The organism is Pedobacter jaeyakensis (genome assembly GCF_054461315.1).
On sequence record NZ_CM136921.1, the window covers coordinates 2,866,655 to 2,893,570 of the forward strand.

Sequence of the window (26,916 nt, forward strand, 5' to 3'; positions counted from 1 at the left end):
CTGCAACAACTTATTGACTTCTGCCGTTTTTTTCAATGTCCTTTAATACCGAATCCAGTTCCAGATCTTTACCAGCCAAAAAATCTTCAATCCGGTAAGTAATTGGAACATCTGGCATGACGCCCCTGCCGTCGATATTTGTAATGTCGCCAAAAAACGCAGGAAGAGTTCCATAGCGCATCAACAATTGACTTGCAGGCAATGTAATTGTTTTCAATATCATAGCCGTCCATACATTTTTACTACCGCCTGTCTCTTCACCCACAAGCGTTACATTTTTTAATTCTTTTAAATTCGCTGCAAGTAAACTGCCGGCAGAAAAGGACCCTCCATCAATCAATACATATATTTTACCTTTAAAATTAAAATGATGAGGCTGGATCATCTCGAAGTCTGACATTGACGACTTATCAACCCATGCCCGTATTTTGTCATTGTCGTACAGTCTTTTCTGTTTTTTTATTTCTTCAGGAAGTCTGTAAAAATATCTCGGAGAATCTATCAGGTGACTATAAAACCTCGCTGTCCAAATTAAATTTCCGCCGGTATTTCCCCTTAAATCGACGATCAACGTCTTTAGCTTACGCTTTTCTATGTCTGCAAACATATCTTGATAACCCCCATACTCAGGTCCGATATTAAAATTGCGTAATTTAATATAGGCAATATTGCTATCAACAGATAACCTCCTATAGTCTGCACTAGCCGGTGTTACACCGCCAACGCTGTCAAAGCCCTTCTTGAGTTGTGGATCTAACTTAATTTCCCTAAGGTTGCCTGATGACCGGATTGAAATGTTGAGCGCATCTTTTTCCGGAAACAAGAACCGGTAACGCTCAGCAAATAAACCATGGTTCATCAGATTTTTTTTAAACGTGGTATTGTAACCGTCTGAAGTAATGTAGCCATATAAGCTATCAATCAGTCTTGCAGCGGGAATATTATTGATGCTCAAGATCTCTGAACCTTTGACGATGGTGGAATCAGCATATATATTCCTGGCAATAAATAGCCTGTTCCCGGTCACATAGTAGTCGAACTGATAAATAGGGTGCTGCAATGATGGCTTTTTCAAAAAAGCAATGTCCTGGGGAGTTAATTTCGAATAATCTATCGCTACTGTCAAATGCCCATCGCCGATACTACTGATCACCCGTTGTAATTTTATATACAGCGCAATCGGGGTGATCGGTTTGTCTATTGTCTTTCTTAAGCTGTCAAATTTGTAGTCAAGCGCCTTTTTAGAGATGTATAGATATAAATTCGGATGTTCTTTTTCCAGTGTAGTTTGTACGAGATCAATGTCTTTTTTAAGATCAGATGGTTGAAACAGTTGTTTGGACATCTGATCCAAATACTGCGCATTTAAACTGAGTGTTGTACAAAAAAATAGTACAAAAAAAACGGGAACTGAAAATTTCATGTCACCAAGATAAAACGAATGGATGTAATTATTGGTAACAAAAGATTCAAACATTAGTCTATCGATAGCAATATGTTTTATACCTTTAGTTATGACCACGGAGACCTTTTTCAGCAATGAAGTTATTGATCCCGATTTACTTCCAAAACACGAAGATGTTCAGTTAAGCCGACCACATCCCGATTACTGGAAAATCATTTGTATTAATCTATCGATCATTTTTTTCCTTTTTGGAATAATAATCGGTATTCTGCTGTTCTTTGATGAAACAAGACCAAATGCCAAATGGATTATTCCAGTATATTCAGCTTTTTTAGGCATTTTCTTTCTAGTTTTTCGCATTAGCTTTAAAAAACGGGGATATGCTATCCGCACGCATGACGTGATCTATAAAAGTGGAGTTATCGTAGAATCGACTATGATTGTTCCTTTAAACAGGGTTCAGCACATCGAATTAAATGAAGGACTTTTTTCCAGAATATACAAATTGGGATCACTACAACTTTTTACCGCAGGCGGCCAGACAGGCCATATCCATATTTCGGGCATTCCAATTGATGAAGCCAAGCGCATCAGAGATTTGTTATTGAAAAAGCTAGACCTGCTTGAAAATCCAACACCAGAAATGAAGCCTAATGAATAACGATTTTAGCAAACCGCAGCGTGAATCGGCCTTTGGCATTGTTATAATGGGCGCTCATACCATGCTAAGGATTGGCAAAGCTACTTTTTTCTTATTCATTCTTGCTTTTGTAAAGATGTCGAGCACATCTTTCACTTATCTTATATTAGGCATTTTAACAATTATCATATTCAGTTTTATATTCGCATACTTACGGTATTTAAAATTCACATTCTTTTTGGATAAAGAAAAGCAGGAGTTTGTGGTGAATAAGGGGATCTTCAATCGTGATCAGGTAATTATTCCACTCGATAAGATACAGCAGGTTAACATCAACCAGAATATTCTGCAGAAAATTATCGGCGTTTATGGGTTAAAAATCGATACAGCCGGTGCTCATGGTGAAGAAGTAAGTATAAAAGCCATTGATGAAACTTCAGCCTATAACCTTAAAGAACATCTGTTAAACAAAAAAACTGTAATAGATCCGCATTCGGAAATTGAAGAAAAAAATGAAAAGACAGAAGAAGCACCTTTCTTAAAAATAAGCGCATGGACTTTGTTTAAAGTTGGATTAACATCTAATTACGGACAAAGCTTAGCTTTACTTGCCGCTTTTTTTTATACTGTTATTTACGAAGGAAGACAACTGCTTGATAATTTTCAAGTTGATAAACATGAAATTCAGAGTGCGGTAACAGGTATGTTAAGCATTGTTACTGTTTTTATCTTAATTGCCTGCCTTTTAATTGTATTGTTGATTGTTAACCTGGTCAGAACATTTTACAAGTATTTCGAGCTGGAAATCAGTGAACATACAAACACACTTTTGATCTCGTCAGGACTAATCGCTAAGAAAAACACCTTAGTCAGCCCAGGCAAAGTTCAGATTACAAAATATAGCCAGAACTACTTTCAAAAAAAGATGAACATGTTGAATATGAGTTTAAGACAAGCTCATTTTGGTCAAAGTAAAAAAGGACATGAAATGCAGGGCAGCACTTTAGAAATTCCGGGGTGTAATGCTGGTGAACGGGATGAATTGTTAAAAATGATACTGGGTAAGGCACCAATTAAGGGAAAAACCTTTGTTCCAGACTGGCGATTTTTAAACCTGCCAATTTTCTTCAAACTGATATTACCCGTTTCCATCTTTTTGCTCCTGGCTTTTAATGTCCCAGAGCTGAAACCTTTTATTTATTTCGCAATTGCATACTTCGTTATAGGTATGCTTATGATTTATATCAGCTACCGATGGCACCGTATTTCGGTAAGTGATGATTTCATCATCAAAACCAGTGGCATTTGGGATATTTCGGACCAAATTATAGTACCGAATAAGATTCAGGCGATTACAACTTTTCAATACCCCTGGCACAAAGCAGTGGATGTTGGACATCTTACTTTACATACCGCTGCAGGTCAGATTCATTTTAAATACGGCAATTATACCGAAATTAAGCAATTGGTAAATTATTGGTTGTACCAGGTAGAGTGTAAAAATGAGAATTGGATGTAAATCTAACAGCTTAAATAAATACCTGCATTCAATTTAAAAGCCCTTTAGGAATCTCCTATATTGCTCCTATATGGCATAATAAAAATAGGACTATGATAGGAGTTGTATAGGAGTTTAATAGCTATTGAGTTCGTGTTTTACACATATGACAGTCCTTTGTGAGTCGTATACAACCCTTTTATTTATAAAACTCATATCGAACGCTCTCAAATGCCTCCAGCAAGCCTTAATAGTTAATGGCTTTATTTCAGACAATTCAACAAGGATATAATTAATTTAAACGTAGAAACATGAAGACTCAGCACACCTTTCATTGGATCTTGTCCTTGTCTTTGTATTACTTTAACAACAGCTCTGTAGTACCTCCCTCGCAAAACTAGTACATTTTAGCGAAGGAGGGAATACTCAGTTTCGAGCGAGGTATGATTGAGGTCGGGCCGAGACCACTTCATGCAGAGAAAGAAGCGCTATGTGGGCGCCTATGAAAAGCACAGGATAAGGATAATAAATAGAAACTAGACAAGGACAGTTTATTTTAGAAGAGCCATTGTATTGGGAGGTTCAACGACATTCATTGTAATATACAATACGATTGTTTGAGCACTAAAAAGTAAGAATTTTAGAATGTGTAAACTTCCTCATATATTAGAAAAATAGAGTGCTTGGGAGAAATTTTCTGAAGTAGAAAATCCGATATATATAAGTTATGCCTCATTTTAAGACGACAGTATGGACACAGAAATAAAACTTTTACATTGGAGAGAAGGACAACCAAAAGCCGAAAGACTTGCTGCAAATCTTTTAGACTTAGACGGGTTTACTTCCATTGATCCACAATGTCCTCTTGGTGGACCTGACGGAATAAAAGATGTTATTTGTGAAAAAAATGGATGGAAATATGTTGGAGCAGCTTATTTCCCGACAACAATAAAAGAATTTAAAGATATTAAGAAAAAATTTATTGATGACTTAAAAGGTGTTGCAAAAAACAAGGTTGACGGTATTGTATTCGTTACTAATCAGAAATTGACGCCTTCAGAAAGAGAAACGTTAATCAAAGAAGCAAAAAGCAAAAAATCAATAGCATTAATTTATCATATTGAGAAAATAAGGGTCTTGTTGGACAGTCCACAAGGGTTTGCATTACGCTTAACAATCCTTGGCATCGAAATGACAAAGGAAGAACAACTGAGTTTCTTCTCCGACCAAAGAAATTATTTAAAAAAATTACTTAGTGAACAGAGTGAACATATAATAACTTCTATTGGTAAAAAATTAGACGGCTGGAAAGCTCCATCCGAAAAAGTGTTCTCATTTATGCAGAATTTGTATGAGACAACACAAAGCACAATGGCGAACTTTCAACAAGCAATTCCGAAGACAGACAAAAGAAATTTACTATTTCCAAAAGTTAGCATAGTTACAAGTGAATTAAATAAAGACTTACTTTGCCTTTTGCACAAGGCAATTCTCTTTGAAACCAATAATGGACTTTTAGGACAGTTAAGAAAAAATAAAGTTTGGATTGGTTCGCCAAATTCTACTCTTAACGATGCAACTTATATACCACCAGACCCTGACCAAGTTGACCCACTAACAGAAAAATTATTACTTGAGTGGAGAAATATTTACCCTGACTTACTAAAATCAAAAGATAAAAATTACATACTTGAAGAACTTACCAAGTTCCATTCTAAGTTTTTAGCCATACATCCTTTTCTTGACGGTAATGGACGAATAGCAAGATTTTTACTTACACAACAAGCAAGTGAATTACTTGAAAGCAATAAGCAAATCATCCTCGAAGACAAAACGCCATATTTTTTAGCATTGGACAAAGCTAACAAAGGGGAAATGGAACCGCTGAAACAAATTATAACACAAGCAATTTACGGGACGGATGAAATTAAAAACGAGGCATAACAGCAGCTACCCAAAAGGCGGGGTTTCGTGCTTTGTAGACGCATTTATGCAAGCCTAAAGTTCAGTTCTCCGAATGAAGTTCAGTAGTAAAAAGCTCGCCCTTTAGGTAGCTGCCAAACGTTACTTGCAATTTTAAAAGACAGTAGTATAAACCAAAAAATAGACTTTTATGTTTGAACATTATTCAATTGACGGAAGCGTTACCAAATTATCAAAAGAAGACGCAATAAAAAAAATGGACGAAATATCCGAACAGTGGGAAGATGAAATTACGAGCTTCGGAAAATTATTAATGGGTGTTTTTGACTGGGCTTACGAAGAAACGACAAATGGGATTGAACTGAAAATTCCAAATTTAACTGACGGTGGCTCTGTTCCTAAAAATGATGTTGCTACTAAAAAATTTGGATTTGATATTTACGGTGATTGTTTTTTAAAATTGTAATTTATGATAAACACAAACAATAAGTTTTCGGACGACAATGCAATGAGCTACGAATATTTGATAAGAAGAGCTCATCAATGTGGGAGATATGGCGTAGCTGGTGCAGACGCAGACACATATAGAAGTTTAGTGCGTAACGCAAGCACCTATTATTCCGAAATGGAAGCAATAAAAAACAAAACAGAGCGCAAATGGCTGAGAAATGAACAAGAAATGTTAGCTGACTATATGCGTTCTTGTGGCGAATTGAAAGGATATATGAAACCGCAATAGAAAAAGTAAGAAAAGACTTCGACAATCTTAGTAGCGTTAAATTGAAAATTCGATCTCGTATCAACTTTGTGCAAGGTTTAGTTAGTTTAGCGCTTTGAAATCAGATTCATTGCAAAGCAACGTGAGGTCAAATATGATTTTGGTTTTAACAGATTATAAAGCTTAGAAAATATCTGCGACACATTATCAAAATCTCAGCATTATTTTAGAGTTTGCAGTTTACACTAAAATAGTTACTCAGCAACCTTAGTTTGCTTAATTAACGAAGATTATTTTAAATTTGATTTCTGAAGGTATCTAAACTTATTAATGCTATGCCCCGATTTGTATGGCTAGGTTAGACAATATTAGACCAATCCGTAGTTATAATTGACTTAAATGAAACGACAGAACATAAGAATATGGACAAATTTATAAGTGAGGGTGCAGATTGGTTCACATTTATTGGCTTTATAATAACAATACTTACATTTTTGGGAGTTCTTTTTAACAAAAGTCTTCTTAAAAAGATTAATCGAAAGAGCTTTTCTATCAATAGAATGCCAGAAAATTTGAGTGATTTAAAAACAATTAGTAGAAATATTTCAGTATTTAACGCTCAATTTGATTATAAAAAATCAGAGATATTAACCGAAATAAATAAAATTTCGCCAATATTAAAGTCCTTGAAAAAATCTTTAAATAAGGCAGATTTGGAACATTATAATTCACTTAACTCTGAAATTAAAAAAATAAACAAAGTGTATTATGAAGAAAGTAAAGTGAAACGTATAAGAAGATTAATCGGGAATTACATTGTTCTAGATGAAGACTTTGTTGATAAAATATACAGACTTTTAACTGTTCTAATAACCGACATTGAAAATATATCGAATGATAACAAACAAAATTTAATGTAACTATGAGTAAAGAAAATGATTTCATATTGAAGTTGACTAAAGAAACTTTGAGGAACAATATTAAATGGACTGACAAACAAAGTAAGAGCCTTGTACTTCCTCACGAAGAAAGAGCAACAAGTAAATTATATATAACAACCATTGACGACAAAAAATTCAGGATTTACGAGTTTCAATATAAGCATTATATTGATGAAGATGAGTGGCTTTGGAATCAAAGAATTAGATTTGAAATGATAGATGCGAATGAAGAAAAGATCTATGAATTTGCATATAACTATTCTCTAAATGATTTATTTAATGCGGTGACAAAGTCTACCTCTGGTGTTGATGAATTTTTAGATAAATTCTTAAACTAACATCTGATTGCAAAGTGAAGTTTTTTGCCTCGATTTGCGCTACTTTCACCGTTAAATGAATGAAATAATGATTGTTAAATCAACGCAAATATGTCAAACATTCTTACAAGGACTTCTCATTTTCAATATCCAACAAGAGAAGAGTTGAAAGATGTATATAAGAGCACTCCAGACCTTCACAGTTTTGGTTTTCCTTCCGATGGCTCTATGGAATCAATGTTTTCTATAGCAGTATAACAGATACTTACAGAGATAATAATTTGAATTATTGGGACGGTGTGCTATTAAATAGGATGGGGCATTGTAACTTACATTTCAAATGCAGTAGTAAATTTAAAGCGGCGATTTCCTGAAGACTTAGCGCTTTTTGAGCACAATCACTATGTCAACCGACTAAATTTTGATTATTATGCTGAAATAGTTTACTATCATTTTTCCACGGTTAAAGATATTATAGCTCGGATTTTTAACATCGACTATAGTTTTAACATTTCCACTAAAAAAATTATTTTAATGAAGTATTTATAAAAAAAAAATACCTAATGAACCTTTTACGGAGGTAATTGAGAATTTTTTAAATAAAACAACCCTAGAAAAGGAATATCGCGACAGCTTCACAAACCGCACTCCAATAAACTATCCAGACATTAGATGTTCTGTTGACTCGAAAACCAGTGAAATCACCTATTATTCAGCAATAGACAGCTACGTGAAATCACCAATTATAAAGGCTAATATGGATGTCACGTTATTAGCTGACATGCTAAATGAACTTAAAGGCCTAATGCCATTAACCTTTATCATTATTTCCTCAATTATTAAGAATTTAAGTCACAAGCCTCAGTTTTGACTAATAGTTTTCAATGATTTAAAGGAAGAAAAACAGCTGGCTAACACCTAGCGAAAAAAAAGTTAGTTTACAATAGACGACTTAACAACACAGCGTGATATGTGAATTACTTATTTTTTAATAGCTCATTTTTTTCCCTCTCGCTAGCAAGTAGGCGCTCATAAAGCTCAACTACTTTATCTAAAGGATTGTAATGACATTGATAATTGTACTGGTATGCTGATGCGTTATCATGCATATTTTGAATGTGGAATATAAGAACCTCTTCACTGAAATTCTTTATCGCTTCGGCGCTCACACCAAGTACACCTGCAATCTTTTCCAAAGTCGAATCCTCTACCTCTTCGCTTTGCTCAATTTTAGAAATAGTCTGTTGGCTTACGCCAAGTTCGATAGCAAGAAAATCTTGTTTTATACCACGTATTTCTCTGATGCGGCTGATCTTTCTGCCGATGTGCACTTTGTTAGATTTTGTAGGCGTTTCCATAAACCAAATGTAATAAATTCTTAAGATAGTAATGAACCAATGAATTGTAGTAAGATACCAGCTTTAGTGGTAGGTTACGGCAATGCCATACCGCATTTTTGGCCTCAGAAATCAAAAATAACACGATCATGGAAACACAATTATTGCAATCTGGTCAGTTCCAGAAAGAAAACTTTTCAGCCTTTATCAAAGAGCTGGTTCAAAAATTCAAGCCCGAGCAGATCTATTGCTTTGGTAAAAACATCGATTTTAAAGTAAATGATGGTTGTTTTACAGAGAAAAGCATTACGGAAAGTTACCACTATTTTTTGCTGATGGTGACCGAAAGCGTTACCAGGATTGAACACGAAGTACAAGACTATGCTAATCATCATTGCTCTTTCGGAAAGATCACCATATTGGCTCATGGGCAAGAAACCATTAGCGAGGCAATAAAGGCAAATAACAGGTTCTTCATCACTATTTATAATGAGGGTAAAATGCTTTATAGTCGGGATGGTATGATACAACCTTTTCAGGCTATAAATTTTATACCTACACATGAAGCAGTAAAAGCCCAAAAACATTATAACCACCGCTTTCCATTGGCAACAGGTTTTTTAAAAAGCGCAAAAGAATGCCTGACAAACCAACATTACAATTTAAGTGTATTTATGGCCCATCAAGTGGTAGAACAATGTTGTATTGTTTTGATCAGGGTTTATCTGTCATACCGTTCTGATATACACAACCTATATAGACAGCTTCGGTTGTGCGAAAGCTTTTCTTCGGCACCGTCAAAGTTATTTTTATCAGGAGGGGAGGATGATAAACGGCTTTTTGACATCATGGTAAAGAGCTATTCTGCTGCACGTTACAAGGATGACTTTAAGGTTGAACAAAACGATGCAGAGCAAATATTTATTCGAGTTTCCACCTTCTTAAAGCTTACTGAAATCATGTGCGCTGATAAGATAGAATCCCTCGCAAAAGTGGCGGAATGTTACACACAATTAAATAAAGAAAGTGAAGTGGATTTTATTGCATTAAATTGATTTGGTGAGTGGGGTTAGCGTAAAAAAGACTATACCTAACTTTCATGCTTAGAGTTAATGAAGTGGCAAAATGTTAGTCAGTTGGCTGTACATCTTAATTTCTTTGAGTATCCATTCTTAAATTGGTACTCTTAAATAGTGTATATTGCTTAAACCTAAAATATGACACACGCTTTCCTCAAATTCAAATATCTGTTGTTGTTTTGTTACTTACCATTCATTGCGACATCCGTTAGCAGTCAAACAAAAGATGGTTTAAAATTGGGGAAGGTTCCACTTGCGTTACTTCAGACAAACATTGTTACCATTAAAGGAAATATTAAAACGTTAATATATCCTTTAAAAGGAGCGGGTAAGTATGTGTTTAGATATACCGACATGCTATCTGGAAAGGTTAAAGAACTAGTAGCAAGTATCGAAGCAGATGCAGAAAAATTTTATAACGCCGGTAACAATGCTGCTGGAAAAAGGTTCCGTAAAGGTATATTAGAACTAAAAGGTTTAGCTCAGACTATCCGAACAGAAGTATAGGAAGCCAAGAACACTAAATAGGCATAATATAAATCTTTTGGGAATTATAGAATCCCGTCCGCTTTAGGGCGGAATTTTTTGATCGTTGATATTACCAACTAAGCGTTTACCCATTGGTTGTTATTGTCAGATTTACTTAGCTTAGTACCTGATTAACTAGTTTATTACAATGAGCCAAAATATCTCTCCAATTAATTTAAAGGCCCAATTGCTTAAGGTCAGTGATCAGGATTTTGAAAACCAGCAGTTTGAAGAGATCGCGCTGAATCAAGAAGATTACAAAGCCACCTTTACAAATTTTGTAAATGTAGATTTTGTGGCTGCGTTTACAATGGATGGGGTTAACCTCTCGTACGGTCTACAGTTCACAAAATGCCGTTTTCATGACATCGTGGTGTTTAAGGATGTGGTGGTTGATAAATATGATCAGCTGAAGGCTACGGATTCAGTTAGTATTGTTTTTAAGAATTGTACTTTCAGCAAACGGGTGAAGCTATATGGTAGAGGAACCAGTATCGACCGCGGTGTTGTTTTCGACAATTGTGTTTTCGAGGACGGGATCGAGATCGACGGTATAGCTATAGTACGTGAAGGTTTGGTATTCAGGCGTTGTACCGTTAAAGAGAAATTGGATGTTTTCCGCTCAGGCTTTAATCGGGATCTACATTTTGAAGCCAATACCATTGAATCCTATGCAAGGCTAAGTAACTTAAAATGTAGCGGCATTAGTTTTACAAAAGAAAATGTCTTTTCCGGCAACCTCCATATCCATTCATGTAAACTCGTACAGGGAATTATCTTTAATGATGGCACATTTAAAGACAGTGTAGACTTTTCCTTAAACCGTACACAAAATTCTGGCCTTACTGTCTTTAGGTCTACCTTTGAAAAGGATTTTAACATAGGTTTCCATCATGGCACAGTTAGGCCAGACAGGGGTATTGACAAGTTTTATATCGACAGTGCCAAATTTAGTAATGGGTTCAACGTTTCAGGGATACAAGATTTGTTAACTGAGCGGCCAAAAGTAACTGAAATTAATATCAGCTTTTCATCTTTACTTACCGGTAATCTGCAATTTCGCAATCTTGATGTGGGAACGGTGATTATTAGCGGCTACAACACCTCTGCTAAACTGACACTAAAAAGCTTACATGTTAATCAGATCAAAATTCAGGGTTTCATCAACGAGGGTGGTTTGATATTTTCTAACTTCAAGGCTTCAAGAACTGATTGGCCTGATCCGATAAATAATGCCAACAACAGGAATACTGGATTTTATATCGACGACGCGAATTTTGGCAAGGCGCAGTTTTTTCAGACTGATTTCGATTCTTTTGATAAAATCGTTTTCCATAACCTGATTATGACGGAAATATCTACTTCACTGGTTACTTGGTTTACTAAAGAGAAGCTTGATGACGGCGAAATCGCGTTGGCGATTAAGGATTTTTCGAACAAAAAGGCGTTAAAAAAAGATATACAATTACAAAATGCAAGAAGAAGCCTGCTTGCCAAGCTTCGTTCAAAAAGGGAAATTTTCCGACAGTTAAAATTCGCTGCTCAAAAGCAGGGTGATATTCCATTATCATTTGAATTTCAGCGATGGGAAATGGAATATTACCATCAGATCGTTGACTATGAGAAGCCTAGGCGATGGAGTGAGTTTCTGATCTTATGGAGTAACCAAAGCAATAATTTTGGACAAAGCTGGGTACGGGCATTTTGGGGTTTAGTCCTTTTTTCATTCATCAGTTACATACCTATCGGGTTTTTAACCTCTACGGAATTGGACTATTCTAAATTTGCAAGGTCTTGTTCGGACGTATTGCTAAACTGCCGGGTGATAGTTTATGATAATATAAAATCATGGGTTGTAGTCTTAAATCCGGCACATCGCATTAATGATTTTGCCGAAGACATTACTAAATACTCCAATTGGTTATACTTGTGGGATATATTGAGCCGAATTGTTGTGGCATATTTTATCTTTCAGATGGTCAGTGCTTTCCGGAAATTCAGCAAGTAAATAAGCTCAAATGGATATATCAGAATTTATACAACAGATTGAAGAAGTAGGATTAAAAGATGGGTTTGAAAATTACTTTCGTGGACATGCGAAGCTGTCATTTGAACTTAAGCCATCAATTTTTCGTGATGACTTAATTTATAATGAAGACAAGATCTTTAAAGAAGCAATTATCAGAACCCCTCATGAATTTCAACATCATCGTTCAACCTGCGAGAAACTGGTAAAGATGAAACACTATGGTATACCAACAAGACTATTAGACATAACTTCAAACCCTCTGGTCGCATTATATTTTGCTTGCTGTGAGCATGAAGCTGACGATGGCGAGGTGATATTTTTCCAGGTGCCATTAAATCATATAAAATATTATGATATTGACTCTGTAGCGCCTTAAGTAATATAGCCAGACAGAAGCGCATATTTGAATGTGATTTTAGTGATCGAAATGTAACGGTATTTAATGACCAGCATCATATGCACTACCTTCACCATTCTATAAAGGAAGAAAAACCATACTACAAGGAAATCATTGACTCTTATGATTTGGAGAGTGTTTTTGTAGTTAAAGCGATGTTGGATAACGCAAGGATTTTAAAACAACAAGGGCTATTTATGATTTTTGGAATGTATGCGAATAAATTAAGCCCTGCCTCGATCCCATTGGAATGGGTATTAAACAAGATAAAAACGGGACTAAAGCTTACCATAAAAGCGTCCGATAAACAAAATATTATCCGCCAACTAGAAATAAATGGCATTAGTAAAAGTACGCTTTTTCCGGAAATTGAACATCAAGGCTCTCATCTGAAAAATACGTACAGTTTCAAGAAGTAATTGCTATTTGTTAAATTCTTTCGAGTTCCTTTTTGGTTGCTTACCGGCAATTAAAATATTTTTTAGATTTTGCTCATTAATAATGTCTGATAGCTAAGGGTTTAGTGTAATTCACACACCAACTGACAAAAAATCAGCGATTGTCACGATTTTGTGAGGAATACTGACAGTATTCACCTTGAAGAAAAAAGCTGATTTCGAATTTTCCACATTTTGTTATACATCTTTTATAGCCTTAAATGGTAAAAAAATTAGCAATAAATCGATAAACAAGCGCCTTTTGTTTGATTGTTGGCTATAAATGTTAGTAATTCCGGTGCGTGTCAGTTCCCTGGGATATTTGGGATGGCATTAGGATTGACTGCCTTATTGTGAAGTCTGCAAAAATTTTAGCGGATCAGTGCAGGCTTCAAGGCCAAGATGTTACGCATCTAAGGGATATTTAAAATCTGAGCAAAGTTAGAATTTGTTTTTACTTCTGCTCCTGCTTTTTTGAGTGTGCCAGCCACTATTAGTCAACCCGAAACTTAAGGTTATCGGAATTATTTACTAAATGCTATGATTATGGTATTTTCTACAAAAAGAAATTGGGTGTTAAACCTCTCTGAGCGAGTAAAAACTCATGCTTCTGTCCAGGCTCTAACCTTTAACAAGGAGGTGCAAAATGGCGACCGATAGAAGTAAGCACTTAAATGATGTGCTGACCACGCACAAGATCAATAAGGAACAGGCTTTGTTTGATAGGCACAAGGTCAAACGTGATGACATCATTGCTGCTTTAAACAGCAACTATGGTTCTGATCTCTACTCGCCTTTTAACTCGGGTTCTTATGCTAAGAATACGGCCGTTAATAAGAAGTTTGACTTCGATCTAATGGCACCTTTCAAGCGTAATGCGTTTAGTACATTGAAAGATATGTATGAGAGCGTTTTTAATTTCCTTAATGAGAAATATGGAGGTGAAGCTTACGTACGGCAGCAAAAGGTTTCCATTGGTATTGAGTTCTATGCCGACAAGGATGGTCACGTCGTTAAAATTGATGTCGTTCCGGGACGGGAATTAAATAAGGATCAATACCCGGATGATAAAAAGCTTAACCTTTATGTTTATAACCAGTTTGGTAAAATCCAAAGTGGTAGTGATTACATTAAAACTAATGTAAATGCTCAAATCTCAAACATAAAGGGAAATGCGGATCGCTCAGACCTGAGAAAGATCATCCGCCTGCTTAAAGTTTGGAAGATTCATCTTGTCAAAACACCAAAATCATTCTTTATCGAATTGATTACCATAAAGGCTTTTGATAAAAAAGAAGTTACAGGCAGCCTGTGGGACAAGTTAAAGGTTGTTTTAGAATACATAAGAGACAATGTTAAAACAGTTTCGCTACCTGATCCCGGTAACGGTGGCAATGAGGTTGCTGATTCCCTGAGTGATTGGGATAAATCACTTATGAGTGATGACATGGCAAACATCATTCTGCGTGTTGATGAAAATAGTGATAATATCAAGCTCTATTTTCCACTCAATGATAAATTTCCGATTGAGGAAGATAAAGGTAACAATAGCTACGGTTCAGGTAACGGTGGCTATTCAGTCCCTCCGCCAACCAGATTTGGATAATGCAGGATCGGTTACAACAAATTGTAGCGGTTATTGAGTCTATTGATAATGTTATAATTACCGTGCCTTTTATAGAGGATCAAGGCGCTATAAAAGGCACGGTTAAAATCAATGTGGGTGATCGTTCAGAATCTTTTGAAACAATCATAGGTCAGCAATACCCTTTTCAGTTTCACAATGTAGAAACTATCAAATTTTTGAATAGGGATTTGATAGTAAATAACCATGTGAATGGTGATGGGTCTATTTGTGTGCATACCCTTCATAGTCCCAATATTGGACAAAAGCTTTTGCTGGATTTTGCTTCATTAAAAGAATGGATGCAGCGATATTTGATCGATAACCAAACGGATGTGCATTATGAACATGTTGTCGTACCTGTAAAAAAGGCACTCGGTATGAATCAGGTGATGTTGTTTACTGACTTGGACTGTAAGCTAAAGAAAGGTGATTTTGGCGAGATTTCATTCTCTCATTTGGATGAAGGAACGGTATGCGATGAGCCTATTGCGACAAATATCCTGCAATCAATAACATTAGGCAAACAAGAGTTTAAGTGTAGTTGGAGTGCAGGGTATAAAGCTTTGGATCAGTACCAAGGCCTATATGTAGTTTTAGATAAGCCCCCAGTCATTAATGGAAGGTTCATGGTCGATGATTGGGATGATCTCAATGGTGTGCTACCGCAGAATTTCGTTGATTTCCTGGATTTTACGGAACGTGCACTTCAAAAAAAAAATTATGGCAAGATCACTATCCTGCTGGGATATCCGATTAAAAACAACCTTTTGCACTGGCAATTAATCAGTATAGAGAAGAGTGACTTTCCGGTATTCATTGACAAAGTTTCCGGGGCAAGAACGCTACATATTGCAAGATTGAAGAAGCAGCCTATCTTATGGGGCGAAACCAGGAATTGCAGTTATGCATATTTCTTTGGCAGGGGTGCGTTTTGTGAACGTTTGACGAAATCTAAAATTCTGATTATTGGTGTAGGCGCAGTTGGGAGCATGGTCGCTCAAACTTTGTGCAGAAGCGGGTGTTTGCGTATTGACCTTATAGATTATGATGCTAAGGAACCTGAAAATGTCTGCCGGTCAGAATATCAGTTCTTAACAGGTGTTAATGATAAAGTTAATGAACTGCGGAGGCAGCTTCAAAATATTTCTCCGTTTATTGAGACTTCCGGTAACTCCATGATTACAGATGGTGCTAAAATATTTTGGAGTGATTCTAATGCCAAACAGGTATTTCAGGAATACTTTAATGGCTATAATATTATTTTCGACTGTTCCGCTGATAATGACCTTGCTTATCTGATCAACCAGTTTGAACTTCAATCAGAAGTCATTAATTTGTCTATAACAAACCATGCGCAAGAGCTTGTTTGTGCGGTAAATCCAAATCTTTATCTTGTTTTGATCCATGTTTTTGGTATGCTGGAAAAGGAAAATGATCAGGATTTATATAACCCTACGGGGTGTTGGAGCCCAACTTTTAAAGCCGGATATAACGATATTGCCGTATTGGTACAACATGCACTTAAACAGATTAATCGCCGGTATATGCAGCAGCAAGCTCAGCGAAGCTTTTATCTGTCGGCGAATACAGCGGGGGATTTTACTATCAAAACCACGATTTTATGAAATTCATTTGTAAAGAGCTGGGTCTGGTCATCGAGATTCAGGCAGAATTAATGGAGCGGATATCTGAAGCCGGACGACTCCATTATCCCAATGAATACGGAGGTTTGCTTACAGGTCATTATTCAGAAGATAATCAGACCGTTTATTTAAATGATACCGTGCTACCAAAGAAATTCAAAGCTTCTCCTGTTAGCTTTGAAAGAGCATCTGATGGTATGTCGAATATATTGGAGGAGTATTTTCGGCAGGAACCACCACAGGTTTACGTAGGGGAATGGCATACACATCCCAACGGCTCGCCAACGCCCAGTATGACCGATGTAAGAGCGTTTGAAACTATTGTCAAGCACCCTGATGTCAATATTAAAAACCCGGTGATGCTTATTTTGGGTTTGACCCGCGATGTAATAAAAGTTGGATTCTATGTATTTTTTAACCAAAAACTTTATAAGTATGAAACAGTTTAAACTTTTTATCGTAGCAATACTGCTCATGTATATGGGAACTGCCTATGCGCAAAAAGGTAAGCCTGATCCGCAAATAGAAAAACTTAAAGCAGATGTTGCCAGTATTAAGGACTACAAGGATAACATCGACAGTTATTCAAAAGCTGTCATTCAAAAGATAGAAAACAAAGCTGATGAAAAGGTACAAACTAAATTGGATGAACTTAAAACAGCAGAATATGGCCTGTTTATTTTAGTCGCTTTAGGCATACCTACCGCTCTTTACACGCTCTATGAGTTGATTTGGGGCTTAAAGAAGAAGACCAGCAAATTGATAATGGAAAAAATAGGGGTGATTGTTGAGAAGAACCGGGAAGATATATTACGTGTTGTTGAAACGGAAATGTTTGATAATCGGATTCGTAAGACGAAGCAGCTTTTGATCATTGGCACAGACGCAGAATCAAACCAAGGTCTGATTACATTTCTTGAAAGGATGAAATTTAACAATGTCATTGCCAGAGTAGAAGGACGGGATGAAAACATGCCCGATCACGATCTTATTATCTTTAATACGCCTGAAGGTGAATTAGATCAAAATATTATCAGCAGTTTCCTTGAAGATGCTGACGAAAGTGACACTTACTTTGTAGCTTACTCTCGTGCAAGGTTGGAACCTCATGCAAGGCTAACCTTTGCCAGTTCACAGATTACCTTATATCACAATATTTTACAGGCATTAAAATTCATGGAAATTTCAAGGGCTTTAAATGATTAATATTTTTTGAGGCTTTCTCAAGTTTTAATATCTGTAGAAGCGTTTCATGCCGGATGCCCTGGATAATAAATTCGGGGCATCTGCTTTTTAACTATAGCCCGTTTCTTGTTATCCTGCAACTATGAAATGGCTGTCTGTGCAGGAAAATCTTTTAGTTCAATACTATTCTATTTTTTTCCGTTTATACCGTTGCCTGCGGCACGCGCTATCCGTTCCAAGTCCTCGCCGCTGATAAAAGCGGCTCCGGGCTTTTTACTGCTATCGCTAACGGGGCTATGTTGTAAATACCGATTCATCCATTCGCCGCTACGCTTGCACCATTACTTCACCCGTATTTACCGCCGTGCCGCAGGAGCATTGCCATGCACCTGCGCTTTTGCAAGATGAATCAAAATGCCATACTATAAGATGGGATATGCTGCTAAGCTTTTAAAAAAAGGGGCAAAAAAGGAAAGCGAAGCTAATGGCAGTTAGCATTCACGCAACCATAATGGCTGCCGCCACCTTTCGGGATTTAGGTTGCTCCGGTTGCCGCCTGCCATGCTTCTGCTACTGTATTTTTTGTCCTTTTTTCTATGGAAAAAAGCTTTGTTGAGGCCGGGACAAGGAGGAAAAGTTAACGGATTTTTAACTTTTTATTCTTCTATTATGAAAGCGCAAATGCAGAATTCCCTTTTAACTTTCTCTTAATCGATATTATTAAGTCCGCTACAGCATTAGATTTAGGAGTTCGATAAATTTCTCTGTCGAACTGAAGTTGTTACTATATAGACAGAAGATAATTCTAAGCTCATCAGCTACATCAGCATTAATATACAACTCGTCAAGCTTAGAAGCCCTTTTTCGACTTTATTGAATAGTTTTTTAATCTCAATCCTCACAAGTGGCTGAGCGGAAATACGTACCATTTTAGCTTCTAAACGGCGTATTCTATCCTCACAGTTGGTTTTTATCGCTCTATCGTCGGATGGATCAATATTAATACTTAAAAGTAATTCTCCAGCTTTGCGTACCAAAAATATAGCAATTCCAAGACTTTTTTGCTTCTTCTCTATCCATTTTGATGCCATTTAGTAAGAATTTCAATAGCATTAAAGCTTTTGACATCTTCCTTTTTTCCACCCTACCTGCCTGATTTGTTATTACACCTTTCAGGATCACACTCAAGCCTGCTGGTTATCTCTGCCCTTTTTCCGCCAACAGTTATCTTAAATAGACTGACACATGGTCGCACAATAGTTTTCTGCTTTTTAAGATAAAAAGCAGGCTAAATTAGTTTTCGTATAAAATGATTAAGGTTAAAAAATAGCCCCGCAGTCTGAAAACATTAAGATGTTGGATGGTAGAAAGTCTTGTTAAACAGTTGGTTAAAAATAATTCGATGAGTTTTTTTATTGCAAAATTACTCGCCGAATCAAACACTTAAATATGAAAATCGGTGAGTAATCTAATTTTTCCGCTACAAAAAAAAAGCTTGCAATCATTTGATTTGCAAGCTTTTACTTAGTTTTTGTACTATCTTCTGTGATCCCGCTGGGATTCGAACCCAGGACCACTACATTAAAAGTGTAATGCTCTACCAGCTGAGCTACGGAATCAAAGTTCTTTGTGGAACTTTACTCTAAGCGTTTCCGTTTAAAGTGGTGCAAATATAGAAGTACATTAATTAATCTGCAAATTATAATGCTACAAATCACTTACCGTACTGATTCTTAGCCTAATTAATTATCCTTAACCGATAAAATTGAGCAATAATTGGTTCAATTCGTCTTTATGAGTGATGAATAGGCCATGCGGACCGCCCTCTATTCTATAATAGGCAGCGTTCGGCAATTGTAGAGAAGTGAGCTCACTTGTCGCACCGATCGGTACGGTTTTGTCATCATCTCCATGCACAATCATCACCGGGATCATGATGGTACTCAAGTCTGTCCTGAAATCAGTTTCTGAGAAAGAACGCACACATTGTGCTGTTGCACGCGGACTAGCTACTATAGCTAAATTCCACATCCACTGCTGAATTTCGTCGCTCACAGGTTTGTTCAATACGCCTTCGCTAAAGAAGCCTTTACCAAATTCTTTTAAGAAAGCTGGTCTGTCTTTATGGATGTTCGCCACAATGCCGTCAAACACTTCTCGCGGCACGCCTTCTTCATGGTCTTCTGTTTGTACCAGTAGGGGCACTACAGAGCTTACCAATACTGCTTTGGTAACTCTTGAAGAACCATACCTGCCTAAATACCTAACCACTTCGCCACCGCCCATAGAGAATCCTACCAGTGTTACATCTGTTAGGTTTAACGTCAACAGTATTTCATGAAGATCATCCGCAAGGGTATCATAATCGTAATTGTCCCATGGCTTATCTGATTGTCCGAAACCACGTCTGTCATAAGATATACAGCGATAACCGGCGCCAACCAACGCATTTACCTGGTATTCCCACATTTCGTGAGATACTGGCCAACCGTGAATTAGGACTACTGGTTTTCCGCGACCTATGTCTTCGAAATAGATATTAACTGAATTGACGTTTTCGGGGTTCTTTTTAATGTATGGCATAATTAGGTTCTTGTTTTTAATGTTTTTATAACAGTTTAGAAGGCCCTTTTGTTTAAATTCCAGAGCAAGACTTTACTATCCTGTTTTATATCCCCATATTTGGGAATCAATAAATTATTAAGTAAGATACATTAAAGAATACATCATGAACAAAGCAATTTTTTTAGATAGGGACGGGGTATTGAACCATGAAATCTACGATTACATTACCAGATTCGAAGATTTTGAAGTTTTGGAATACCAGATCCCACCTTTAAAGAAGCTTTACGATGAAGGTTATTTGCTCATTGTGATTACCAATCAGGGTGGTATTGCTTTAAAGCGCTATACGGAAGAGGAGCTGGCAAAAATGCACAAACTGTTATTTGAGAAATTTGAAGCGCAAGGTGCAGTAATTACTCATGCTTATTACTGTCCGCACCATCCAACGGTTACCGGCGATTGTGCTTGTCGCAAGCCTAAATCTGGTATGTTACTGGAAGCCATTGCGACTTACAACATTGACCCGGCTTTATCTGTCATGATTGGCGATAAGCCCCGTGATGTTGAAGCAGCGAACGGAGCAGGAGTGAAGGGGATTGAGATTGTTCCTGATGAAGCGATAGATTACGATTTCGTAAAAAGTGTGCTGGAAGGCACTGAAATGAAAACCTACTCAGCAGCTGTTCTAAAATTGGTTGAAGACACCAAATAGGAATAGCCACAGATAGTTGTAGGTCTATAACAAAAAAGCCTCGCTGAATAAATCAGCGAGGCTTTTTATATAAAAACAAATGATTAAGCTACAGAAGCAGCTGCCTTTTTGTGATCTGCAAGGAATGTTGCCAAACCGCTATCTGTTAATGGGTGTTTTAACAAACCTAAAATTGCCGACAATGGTCCGGTCATTACATCAGCACCTAATTTTGCACAAGCAATGATATGTAATGGTCCGCGGATAGAAGCTGCCAGGATTTGAGTAGGGTAGCCGTAGTTGTCAAATATCAAACGGATATCTTCAACAAGGGTTAAACCTTCAGTACCTATGTCATCTAAACGACCTAAAAATGGAGATACATAAGTAGCACCCGCTTTTGCAGCCAATAATGCCTGTCCTGCGCTAAATATCAACGTACAATTTGTTTTAATACCTTTCGAAGAAAAATACTTGATGGCTTTGATACCATCTTTGATCATTGGAACCTTAACAACGATCTTCGGGTCTAAGGCAGCAAGTGCTTCGCCTTCTTTAACCATCTCATCAAAAGTTACAGCGATAACTTCTGCGCTCACATTGTCATCAACGATATCACATATCGCTTTGTAATGTGCTGCTACTTTCTCTTCGCCGCTAATGCCTTCTTTGGCCATTAAACTTGGGTTAGTGGTTACACCGTCTAGTATACCAAGGTCTTGAGCCTCTTTAATCTGGTCCAGGTTAGCGGTATCAATGAAAAATTTCATGCTAATTAAATTTAAGTTTTGGTGATTATTGGGGTTACAATCTGCCTGCTAAATAATGATCTACTAAGCAAAGCAAATTAGATAGGGCTAAATTAAGGAATTAGTATGGAAGTGATGAAGAATTTTTTGGAATATCTGTTTGGTGAAAACCATTTTTACTATAGGAAAGTAAAAATGGGCAAGCACCTCTTATCGCATCGCTACAACTTTCTACCCTTGCTTCGTTCCCGACCTGGGGGAGTTCAAAAGGAGCTGATCGTAAAAGACTTGCCCGGCGCAAATGTAGCAATACAATTGAATCTACAAAAACAATAAATACAATTTTTTAGGAAATAAAAGCGTTTGTTAGGTAAGTGATTGATTGTTAGATTAATCTTCGTAAATTTAAATATCATACAGAAAGGAGCGAGGTTTAATTTGTGCTAGTCCGATAAATCAACATTACCCAAAACGCGTTAAAAGCGCTGTTTAGCTAAAATAATTCTAAATAACAACAATCTCATATTCGTAATATATAATCTCTTAAATTACGAATGTGTTAATTATGTACGCTCTTATTTGAAAACTAGTGCATAATTTTTAAAAAAGATGCCAATATTATAATACGTTAATTTTTTTTTATAACTTAGTGTCAGTAATACACTATACCGAATCACTAACTAAACGAGACTTATGGAACCAAACCAAGATAACCAGGGGTTATACGACCAGCGTTTTGAGCACGACGCATGCGGTATCGGATTTGTTGCCCACATCAAAGGCAGAAAGTCACAACAAATCATTTCCGATGCAATAACCATTCTTGAAAATCTTGATCACCGCGGAGCATGCGGAGCTGAAATCAATACTGGCGATGGTGCCGGTATCATGATCCAGATCCCTCATGAATTCCTGTATGACGAATGCCTTAAAATTGGCTTCAGCTTAAACGAATCTGGAGATTATGGCGTCGGCATGCTTTTTTTACCGAAAGATGTGAGAGCAAGAGAAGAGTGCAGGGAGATCATCTACCGTGCAGCAGAAAAACTAAACCTGGAAGTATTAGGCTTTAGAAAAGTGTTGACCAACACCGATGGTATTGGCGACATGGCTTTATCTGTAGAGCCAGAAATGGAGCAAGTATTTATTGCCCGACCAAATAATATCCCGGCAGGAGCAGATTTTGAGCGTAAACTTTATGTATTCAAAAACTACTTGCTTAAAACGATCAACAATACGGTTAAAGGAATCAACCACGAATTTTACATTGCTTCTTTTTCTTCCCGTACTATTGTATATAAAGGTCAGCTTACCTCATTGCAGGTGCGTACCTACTTTACCGAGCTTAGCGACAAGCGCGTGGTTTCTGCTTTTGGCTTGATCCACTCGCGTTTTGCTACCAATACTTTTCCTTCATGGCGACTGGCGCAGCCTTTCCGCTACATTGCACACAATGGCGAGATCAACACTTTGCAAGGAAACCTAAATTGGTTCCGTGCCAGTGTTAAATCTTTTGCCTCGGCTTATTTTACTCAGGAAGAATTAAATATACTGCTTCCGGTTATTGACGAGACCAACTCTGATTCTGGTTGTTTGGATAACGTGGTAGAGTTGTTACTTCATTCTGGCCGTTCTTTACCTCACGTGTTAATGATGCTAATCCCTGAAGCATGGGATGGTAACGAGGACATGGACGAGTTGAAGAGCGCTTTCTATAAATTCCATGCGACCTTGATGGAGCCATGGGATGGACCGGCAGCTGTTTCTTTTACAGATGGTAATTTGATTGGTGCTACGTTAGACCGCAACGGTTTACGCCCTCAGCGTTATGCCATTACCTCTGATGATATCGTCATCATGGCTTCTGAAGCTGGTGCAGTAGCATTGGACCAAAGCAAGATTATCGAAAAAGGCCGTTTAACACCTGGTAAAATGTTCGTGGTGGACATGGAGCAGGGCCGCATCATTTCTGATACGGAAATTAAACAACAAGTTTGTGGCAGTAAGCCATACGCAGAGTGGATCAACAAGTACCAGATCAAACTGGAAGAATTGCCTGAGCCACGCGTGGTATTTAGCGGATTATCTGAAGAGTCGATCTTCCGTTATCAGCAGGTTTTTGGTTACAGCAGGGAAGATATCGATCTATTGCTTAAGCCTATGGCTGTTGAAGGTAAAGAGGCTATTGGTTCCATGGGAACGGATATTCCTTTAGCTGTGCTTTCTCAAAAGCCTCAGCACTTATCTTCTTATTTTAAACAATTGTTTGCACAGGTAACCAATCCGCCTATCGACCCAATCAGGGAAAAAGTGGTGATGAGCCTTGCAGGTTTTATGGGTGCCAATGGTAACCTTTTGGAGGAAACCGCCATGCAGTGTCACTGTGTAGGCATTAAGCACCCGATATTGACCAATACGGAGTTAGAAAAACTAAGAAGTATTGATACTGGAGTATTCCAATCAAAAACTTTGCAGACCTACTTCCGTGCGGATGGTAAAGCTGGTTCTATGGCGAAGGGTATCGAGCGTTTATGCCGCTACGCTGTTGATGCTGTTGAAGATGGTTTCCAGGTAATTATCCTTTCTGATCGTGCCTTAGATTCTGAACATGCGGCAATTCCTTCTTTATTGGCGGTATCTGCAGTGCACCATCACTTAATCCGTAAAGGTTATCGTGGTGCGGTAGGTATTGTTGTGGAAGCTGGTGATGTTTGGGAAGTACACCATTTTGCAACCTTAATTGGTTTTGGTGCTACCGCGGTTAATCCTTATTTAGCATTGGAAACCATTAGAGGTTTTGAAGCTGAATCTGGCGTTAAGGTTGAAAAATTGTTCAACAATTACATCTATTCTATCAACGGTGGTTTGTTGAAGATCTTCTCTAAAATGGGAATTTCTACCTTACAATCTTACCATGGTGCGCAGATCTTTGAGATCTTGGGTATCAATAAATCGGTGGTCGACAAATACTTTACCGGTGCAGTATCGAGAATTGGTGGTTTAGGTTTGGATGAAATTGCCCGTGAGACCCTGATCAAGCACAACAGGATCTTCAAATTGGCTACCCGTCCGGATACGATTTTGCCTACTGGTGGTAAATACCAATGGAAACGTAAAGGTGAGCAACATTTGTTTAACCCGCAAACCATTCACTTGTTGCAAAATGCAACCCGTAAAAATGATTACAACACTTACAAACAATACGCTAAACTGGTAAATGAGCAAACTTTACAAGCTTACACCATCCGCGGATTGTTTGAATTTAAATACAACCGTCCCGCTGTGCCGATTGAGGAAGTTGAACCAATTGAAAACATCCTGAAGCGTTTTGCAACGGGAGCCATGTCTTTCGGTTCCATCTCTCATGAAGCTCACTCCACCTTGGCCATTGCCATGAACCGCATTGGCGGCCGAAGCAATACAGGCGAAGGTGGTGAAGATGAATTGCGCTATGAAGTATTGCCTAACGGCGATTCCATGCGTTCTTCTATTAAACAGATTGCTTCTGCACGTTTTGGGGTGACTAGTTATTACTTAACCAATGCCGATGAACTGCAGATAAAAATGGCCCAGGGTGCTAAACCTGGTGAAGGGGGACAACTTCCTGGTCATAAAGTAGATGAATGGATTGCGAAGGTTCGTCACGCTACGCCGGGTGTAGGTTTGATTTCTCCTCCGCCACACCACGATATTTATTCTATTGAGGATTTAGCGCAGCTGATCTTCGATTTAAAGAATGCCAATCGTGCGGCAAGGATTAACGTAAAACTGGTTTCTAAAGCTGGTGTAGGTACTATTGCTGCCGGTGTTGCTAAAGCGCATGCTGATGTGATTTTGGTTTCTGGTTTTGATGGTGGTACTGGAGCATCTCCTTTAACTTCTATACAGCATGCTGGTTTACCTTGGGAACTTGGTTTAGCTGAAGCACACCAAACATTGGTTAAAAACAGGTTGAGAAGCAGGGTAGTGTTACAAACTGACGGACAGCTTAAAACTGGTAAAGACATTGCCATCGCTACACTTTTAGGTGCAGAGGAATGGGGTGTTGCTACGGCTGCCTTAGTTACTGCCGGCTGTATCATGATGCGTAAGTGTCATTTAAATACTTGTCCGGTTGGTGTGGCTACTCAAGATCCTAACCTGCGTAAATTGTTTACTGGTGAGGCTGATCATGTGGTTAACTTATTCTATTTCTTAGCACAAGAGTTAAGGGAAACAATGGCCGAACTTGGTTTCAGAACTATTCATGAAATGGTCGGTCAATCTGATGCGCTTGGTGTTCGCGCCGTAGCAGAAGAGGATTGGAAACAAAAAGACCTGGATCTGTCTGCTATTTTATTTAAAGCGCCAGACAATGGTTTAAGCTTGTATCAAACTGAAGAACAGGATCATGGTTTGTCTGAGATACTTGATCATGAGTTGGTTAAAGCTGCTGCTCCTGCATTGGCCACTAAAGAGCCGATCTACGCTGAGTTTGAAGTGAAAAATACCAACCGTGCCATTGGAACCATGTTGTCTAACGAGGTTTCTAAAATCTATAAGGGACAAGGACTTCCGGCTGATACCATCAACTTTAAGTTTAAAGGTTCTGCCGGACAAAGTTTTGGTGCATTTGCAACAAAAGGAATCTCTTTGCAACTGGAAGGTGAAGCAAACGATTATGTAGGTAAAGGTTTATCCGGAGCCCGCTTATCTATCTATCCTTTTAGTAACGTAAAATATGTTCCTGAGCAAAATATCATTATAGGTAACGTTGCCTTGTATGGTGCTACAAGTGGTGAGCTGTATGTGCGCGGACAAGCCGGCGAGCGTTTCGCTGTGCGTAACTCTGGTGCTACTGCTGTTGTGGAAGGTTTAGGTGATCACGGTTGCGAGTACATGACCGGTGGTGAAGTACTGGTTATTGGTGGCACCGGCTTTAACTTTGCCGCAGGTATGAGTGGTGGTATTGCATGGGTGTACGATTCTAAAGGTGATTTTGCCAGCAAATGTAATAAGGAGATGGTTGATCTTGATCCGCTTGATGAGCAAGATGAATTGAGAATTAACCACTTGTTGAAAATGCATGTTAAGTTGACTGATAGTAACTTAGCTAAGTTCTTGTTAAGTGATTGGGCAACTCAATCGGCACATTTCATTAAAGTATTCCCTAAAGAATACAAAGCAGTATTATTAAGCAAAGCAAACCAACTAACTATATCTTAAGC

General features: G+C 37.8%; 24 protein-coding genes, 1 tRNA gene and 1 other RNA gene. 19 read left to right on the plus strand and 7 right to left on the minus strand.

What is annotated here, in order from left to right:
* Positions 1-10: 10 nt before the first annotated feature.
* Positions 11-1,423 carry a S41 family peptidase gene (locus tag ACXZ1K_RS12820; protein WP_458970061.1) on the minus strand — a complete coding sequence of 471 codons (1,413 nt, stop codon included), beginning with the start codon at positions 1,421-1,423 and terminating at the stop codon, positions 11-13.
* Between the two features lie 91 nt (positions 1,424-1,514).
* Here ACXZ1K_RS12820 and ACXZ1K_RS12825 point away from each other — a divergent pair, with 91 nt between their 5' ends.
* From ACXZ1K_RS12825 to ACXZ1K_RS12860, 8 genes are all read left to right on the plus strand, one after another.
* Entirely contained in the window at positions 1,515-2,066 is a 552-nt protein-coding gene (locus ACXZ1K_RS12825) for a PH domain-containing protein (protein ID WP_458970062.1), read from the plus strand.
* Positions 2,059-3,564, plus strand: a complete 1,506-nt coding sequence (locus ACXZ1K_RS12830) for a PH domain-containing protein (protein WP_458970063.1) — start codon at positions 2,059-2,061, stop codon at positions 3,562-3,564. The genes ACXZ1K_RS12825 and ACXZ1K_RS12830 overlap by 8 nt, the downstream gene beginning before the upstream one ends.
* A 729-nt stretch (positions 3,565-4,293) precedes the next feature.
* A complete protein-coding gene (locus ACXZ1K_RS12835; RefSeq protein WP_458970064.1) occupies positions 4,294-5,487 on the plus strand; it encodes a Fic family protein in 1,194 nt (397 codons plus the stop codon).
* Positions 5,488-5,656: 169 nt separating this feature from the next.
* Entirely contained in the window at positions 5,657-5,932 is a 276-nt protein-coding gene (locus tag ACXZ1K_RS12840; protein ID WP_458970065.1) for a hypothetical protein, read from the plus strand.
* Between the two features lie 3 nt (positions 5,933-5,935).
* On the plus strand, positions 5,936-6,205 hold the full coding sequence (locus ACXZ1K_RS12845) for a hypothetical protein (RefSeq protein WP_458970066.1): 270 nt from the start codon (positions 5,936-5,938) through the stop codon (positions 6,203-6,205).
* Positions 6,206-6,606: 401 nt separating this feature from the next.
* A complete protein-coding gene (locus ACXZ1K_RS12850; RefSeq protein WP_458970067.1) occupies positions 6,607-7,104 on the plus strand; it encodes a hypothetical protein in 498 nt (165 codons plus the stop codon).
* Positions 7,105-7,106: 2 nt separating this feature from the next.
* The gene (locus ACXZ1K_RS12855; protein WP_458970068.1) at positions 7,107-7,463 is read left to right on the plus strand and encodes a hypothetical protein; all 357 of its coding nucleotides are present in this window, start codon (positions 7,107-7,109) and stop codon (positions 7,461-7,463) included.
* A 90-nt stretch (positions 7,464-7,553) separates the two neighbouring features.
* The gene (locus tag ACXZ1K_RS12860) at positions 7,554-7,700 is read left to right on the plus strand and encodes a hypothetical protein (protein ID WP_458970069.1); all 147 of its coding nucleotides are present in this window, start codon (positions 7,554-7,556) and stop codon (positions 7,698-7,700) included.
* Positions 7,701-8,419: 719 nt separating this feature from the next.
* On the opposite strand, the gene ACXZ1K_RS12865 is transcribed toward ACXZ1K_RS12860, so the two are convergent.
* The gene (locus ACXZ1K_RS12865) at positions 8,420-8,800 is read right to left on the minus strand and encodes a helix-turn-helix domain-containing protein (RefSeq protein ID WP_458970070.1); all 381 of its coding nucleotides are present in this window, start codon (positions 8,798-8,800) and stop codon (positions 8,420-8,422) included.
* A 128-nt stretch (positions 8,801-8,928) separates the two neighbouring features.
* Between ACXZ1K_RS12865 and ACXZ1K_RS12870 the strand changes: the two genes are divergently transcribed.
* The 9 genes from ACXZ1K_RS12870 to ACXZ1K_RS12910 all read left to right on the plus strand — a co-directional run bounded on the left by ACXZ1K_RS12870 (position 8,929) and on the right by ACXZ1K_RS12910 (position 17,725).
* Complete coding sequence (locus tag ACXZ1K_RS12870) at positions 8,929-9,834, plus strand: HEPN domain-containing protein (RefSeq protein WP_458970071.1); 906 nt, start codon at positions 8,929-8,931, stop codon at positions 9,832-9,834.
* 162 nt (positions 9,835-9,996) lie between these two features.
* A complete protein-coding gene (locus ACXZ1K_RS12875; protein WP_458970072.1) occupies positions 9,997-10,365 on the plus strand; it encodes a hypothetical protein in 369 nt (122 codons plus the stop codon).
* A 169-nt stretch (positions 10,366-10,534) separates the two neighbouring features.
* Positions 10,535-12,394 carry a hypothetical protein gene (locus ACXZ1K_RS12880; RefSeq protein ID WP_458970073.1) on the plus strand — a complete coding sequence of 620 codons (1,860 nt, stop codon included), beginning with the start codon at positions 10,535-10,537 and terminating at the stop codon, positions 12,392-12,394.
* A gap of 10 nt (positions 12,395-12,404) precedes the next feature.
* Positions 12,405-12,791: an FRG domain-containing protein gene (locus ACXZ1K_RS12885; RefSeq protein WP_458970074.1), complete on the plus strand. Its 387-nt coding sequence runs from the start codon at positions 12,405-12,407 to the stop codon at positions 12,789-12,791.
* A gap of 80 nt (positions 12,792-12,871) precedes the next feature.
* Complete coding sequence (locus tag ACXZ1K_RS12890; RefSeq protein WP_458970075.1) at positions 12,872-13,231, plus strand: hypothetical protein; 360 nt, start codon at positions 12,872-12,874, stop codon at positions 13,229-13,231.
* A gap of 664 nt (positions 13,232-13,895) precedes the next feature.
* Entirely contained in the window at positions 13,896-14,855 is a 960-nt protein-coding gene (locus tag ACXZ1K_RS12895; protein ID WP_458970076.1) for a nucleotidyltransferase, read from the plus strand.
* Positions 14,855-16,501: a ThiF family adenylyltransferase gene (locus ACXZ1K_RS12900; protein WP_458970077.1), complete on the plus strand. Its 1,647-nt coding sequence runs from the start codon at positions 14,855-14,857 to the stop codon at positions 16,499-16,501. The genes ACXZ1K_RS12895 and ACXZ1K_RS12900 overlap by 1 nt, the downstream gene beginning before the upstream one ends.
* Complete coding sequence (locus ACXZ1K_RS12905; protein ID WP_458970078.1) at positions 16,498-16,968, plus strand: Mov34/MPN/PAD-1 family protein; 471 nt, start codon at positions 16,498-16,500, stop codon at positions 16,966-16,968. The genes ACXZ1K_RS12900 and ACXZ1K_RS12905 overlap by 4 nt, the downstream gene beginning before the upstream one ends.
* Positions 16,955-17,725, plus strand: coding sequence for an NARF domain-containing protein (locus ACXZ1K_RS12910; RefSeq protein WP_458970079.1), 771 nt, complete (start codon positions 16,955-16,957; stop codon positions 17,723-17,725). Before ACXZ1K_RS12905 ends, ACXZ1K_RS12910 begins: the two co-directional genes overlap by 14 nt.
* A 797-nt stretch (positions 17,726-18,522) precedes the next feature.
* Here the strand turns inward: ACXZ1K_RS12910 and ACXZ1K_RS12915 are convergent.
* From ACXZ1K_RS12915 to ACXZ1K_RS12925, 3 genes are all read right to left on the minus strand, one after another.
* Positions 18,523-18,795: a hypothetical protein gene (locus tag ACXZ1K_RS12915; RefSeq protein ID WP_458970080.1), complete on the minus strand. Its 273-nt coding sequence runs from the start codon at positions 18,793-18,795 to the stop codon at positions 18,523-18,525.
* 455 nt (positions 18,796-19,250) lie between these two features.
* Positions 19,251-19,323, minus strand: a tRNA-Lys gene (locus ACXZ1K_RS12920).
* A gap of 133 nt (positions 19,324-19,456) precedes the next feature.
* On the minus strand, positions 19,457-20,287 hold the full coding sequence (locus ACXZ1K_RS12925) for an alpha/beta fold hydrolase (protein WP_458970081.1): 831 nt from the start codon (positions 20,285-20,287) through the stop codon (positions 19,457-19,459).
* A gap of 145 nt (positions 20,288-20,432) precedes the next feature.
* On the opposite strand from ACXZ1K_RS12925, the gene ACXZ1K_RS12930 reads away from it, so the two are divergent.
* On the plus strand, positions 20,433-20,981 hold the full coding sequence (locus ACXZ1K_RS12930) for a D-glycero-alpha-D-manno-heptose-1,7-bisphosphate 7-phosphatase (RefSeq protein WP_458970082.1): 549 nt from the start codon (positions 20,433-20,435) through the stop codon (positions 20,979-20,981).
* An 83-nt stretch (positions 20,982-21,064) separates the two neighbouring features.
* On the opposite strand, the gene fsa is transcribed toward ACXZ1K_RS12930, so the two are convergent.
* Positions 21,065-21,730 carry a fructose-6-phosphate aldolase gene (fsa, locus tag ACXZ1K_RS12935; RefSeq protein ID WP_458970083.1) on the minus strand — a complete coding sequence of 222 codons (666 nt, stop codon included), beginning with the start codon at positions 21,728-21,730 and terminating at the stop codon, positions 21,065-21,067.
* Positions 21,731-21,903: 173 nt separating this feature from the next.
* Positions 21,904-22,003: signal recognition particle sRNA small type (ffs, locus tag ACXZ1K_RS12940), an RNA gene on the minus strand.
* 399 nt (positions 22,004-22,402) lie between these two features.
* Between ffs and gltB the strand changes: the two genes are divergently transcribed.
* Positions 22,403-26,914, plus strand: a complete 4,512-nt coding sequence (gene gltB / locus ACXZ1K_RS12945; RefSeq protein WP_458970084.1) for a glutamate synthase large subunit — start codon at positions 22,403-22,405, stop codon at positions 26,912-26,914.
* Positions 26,915-26,916 lie beyond the last annotated feature (2 nt).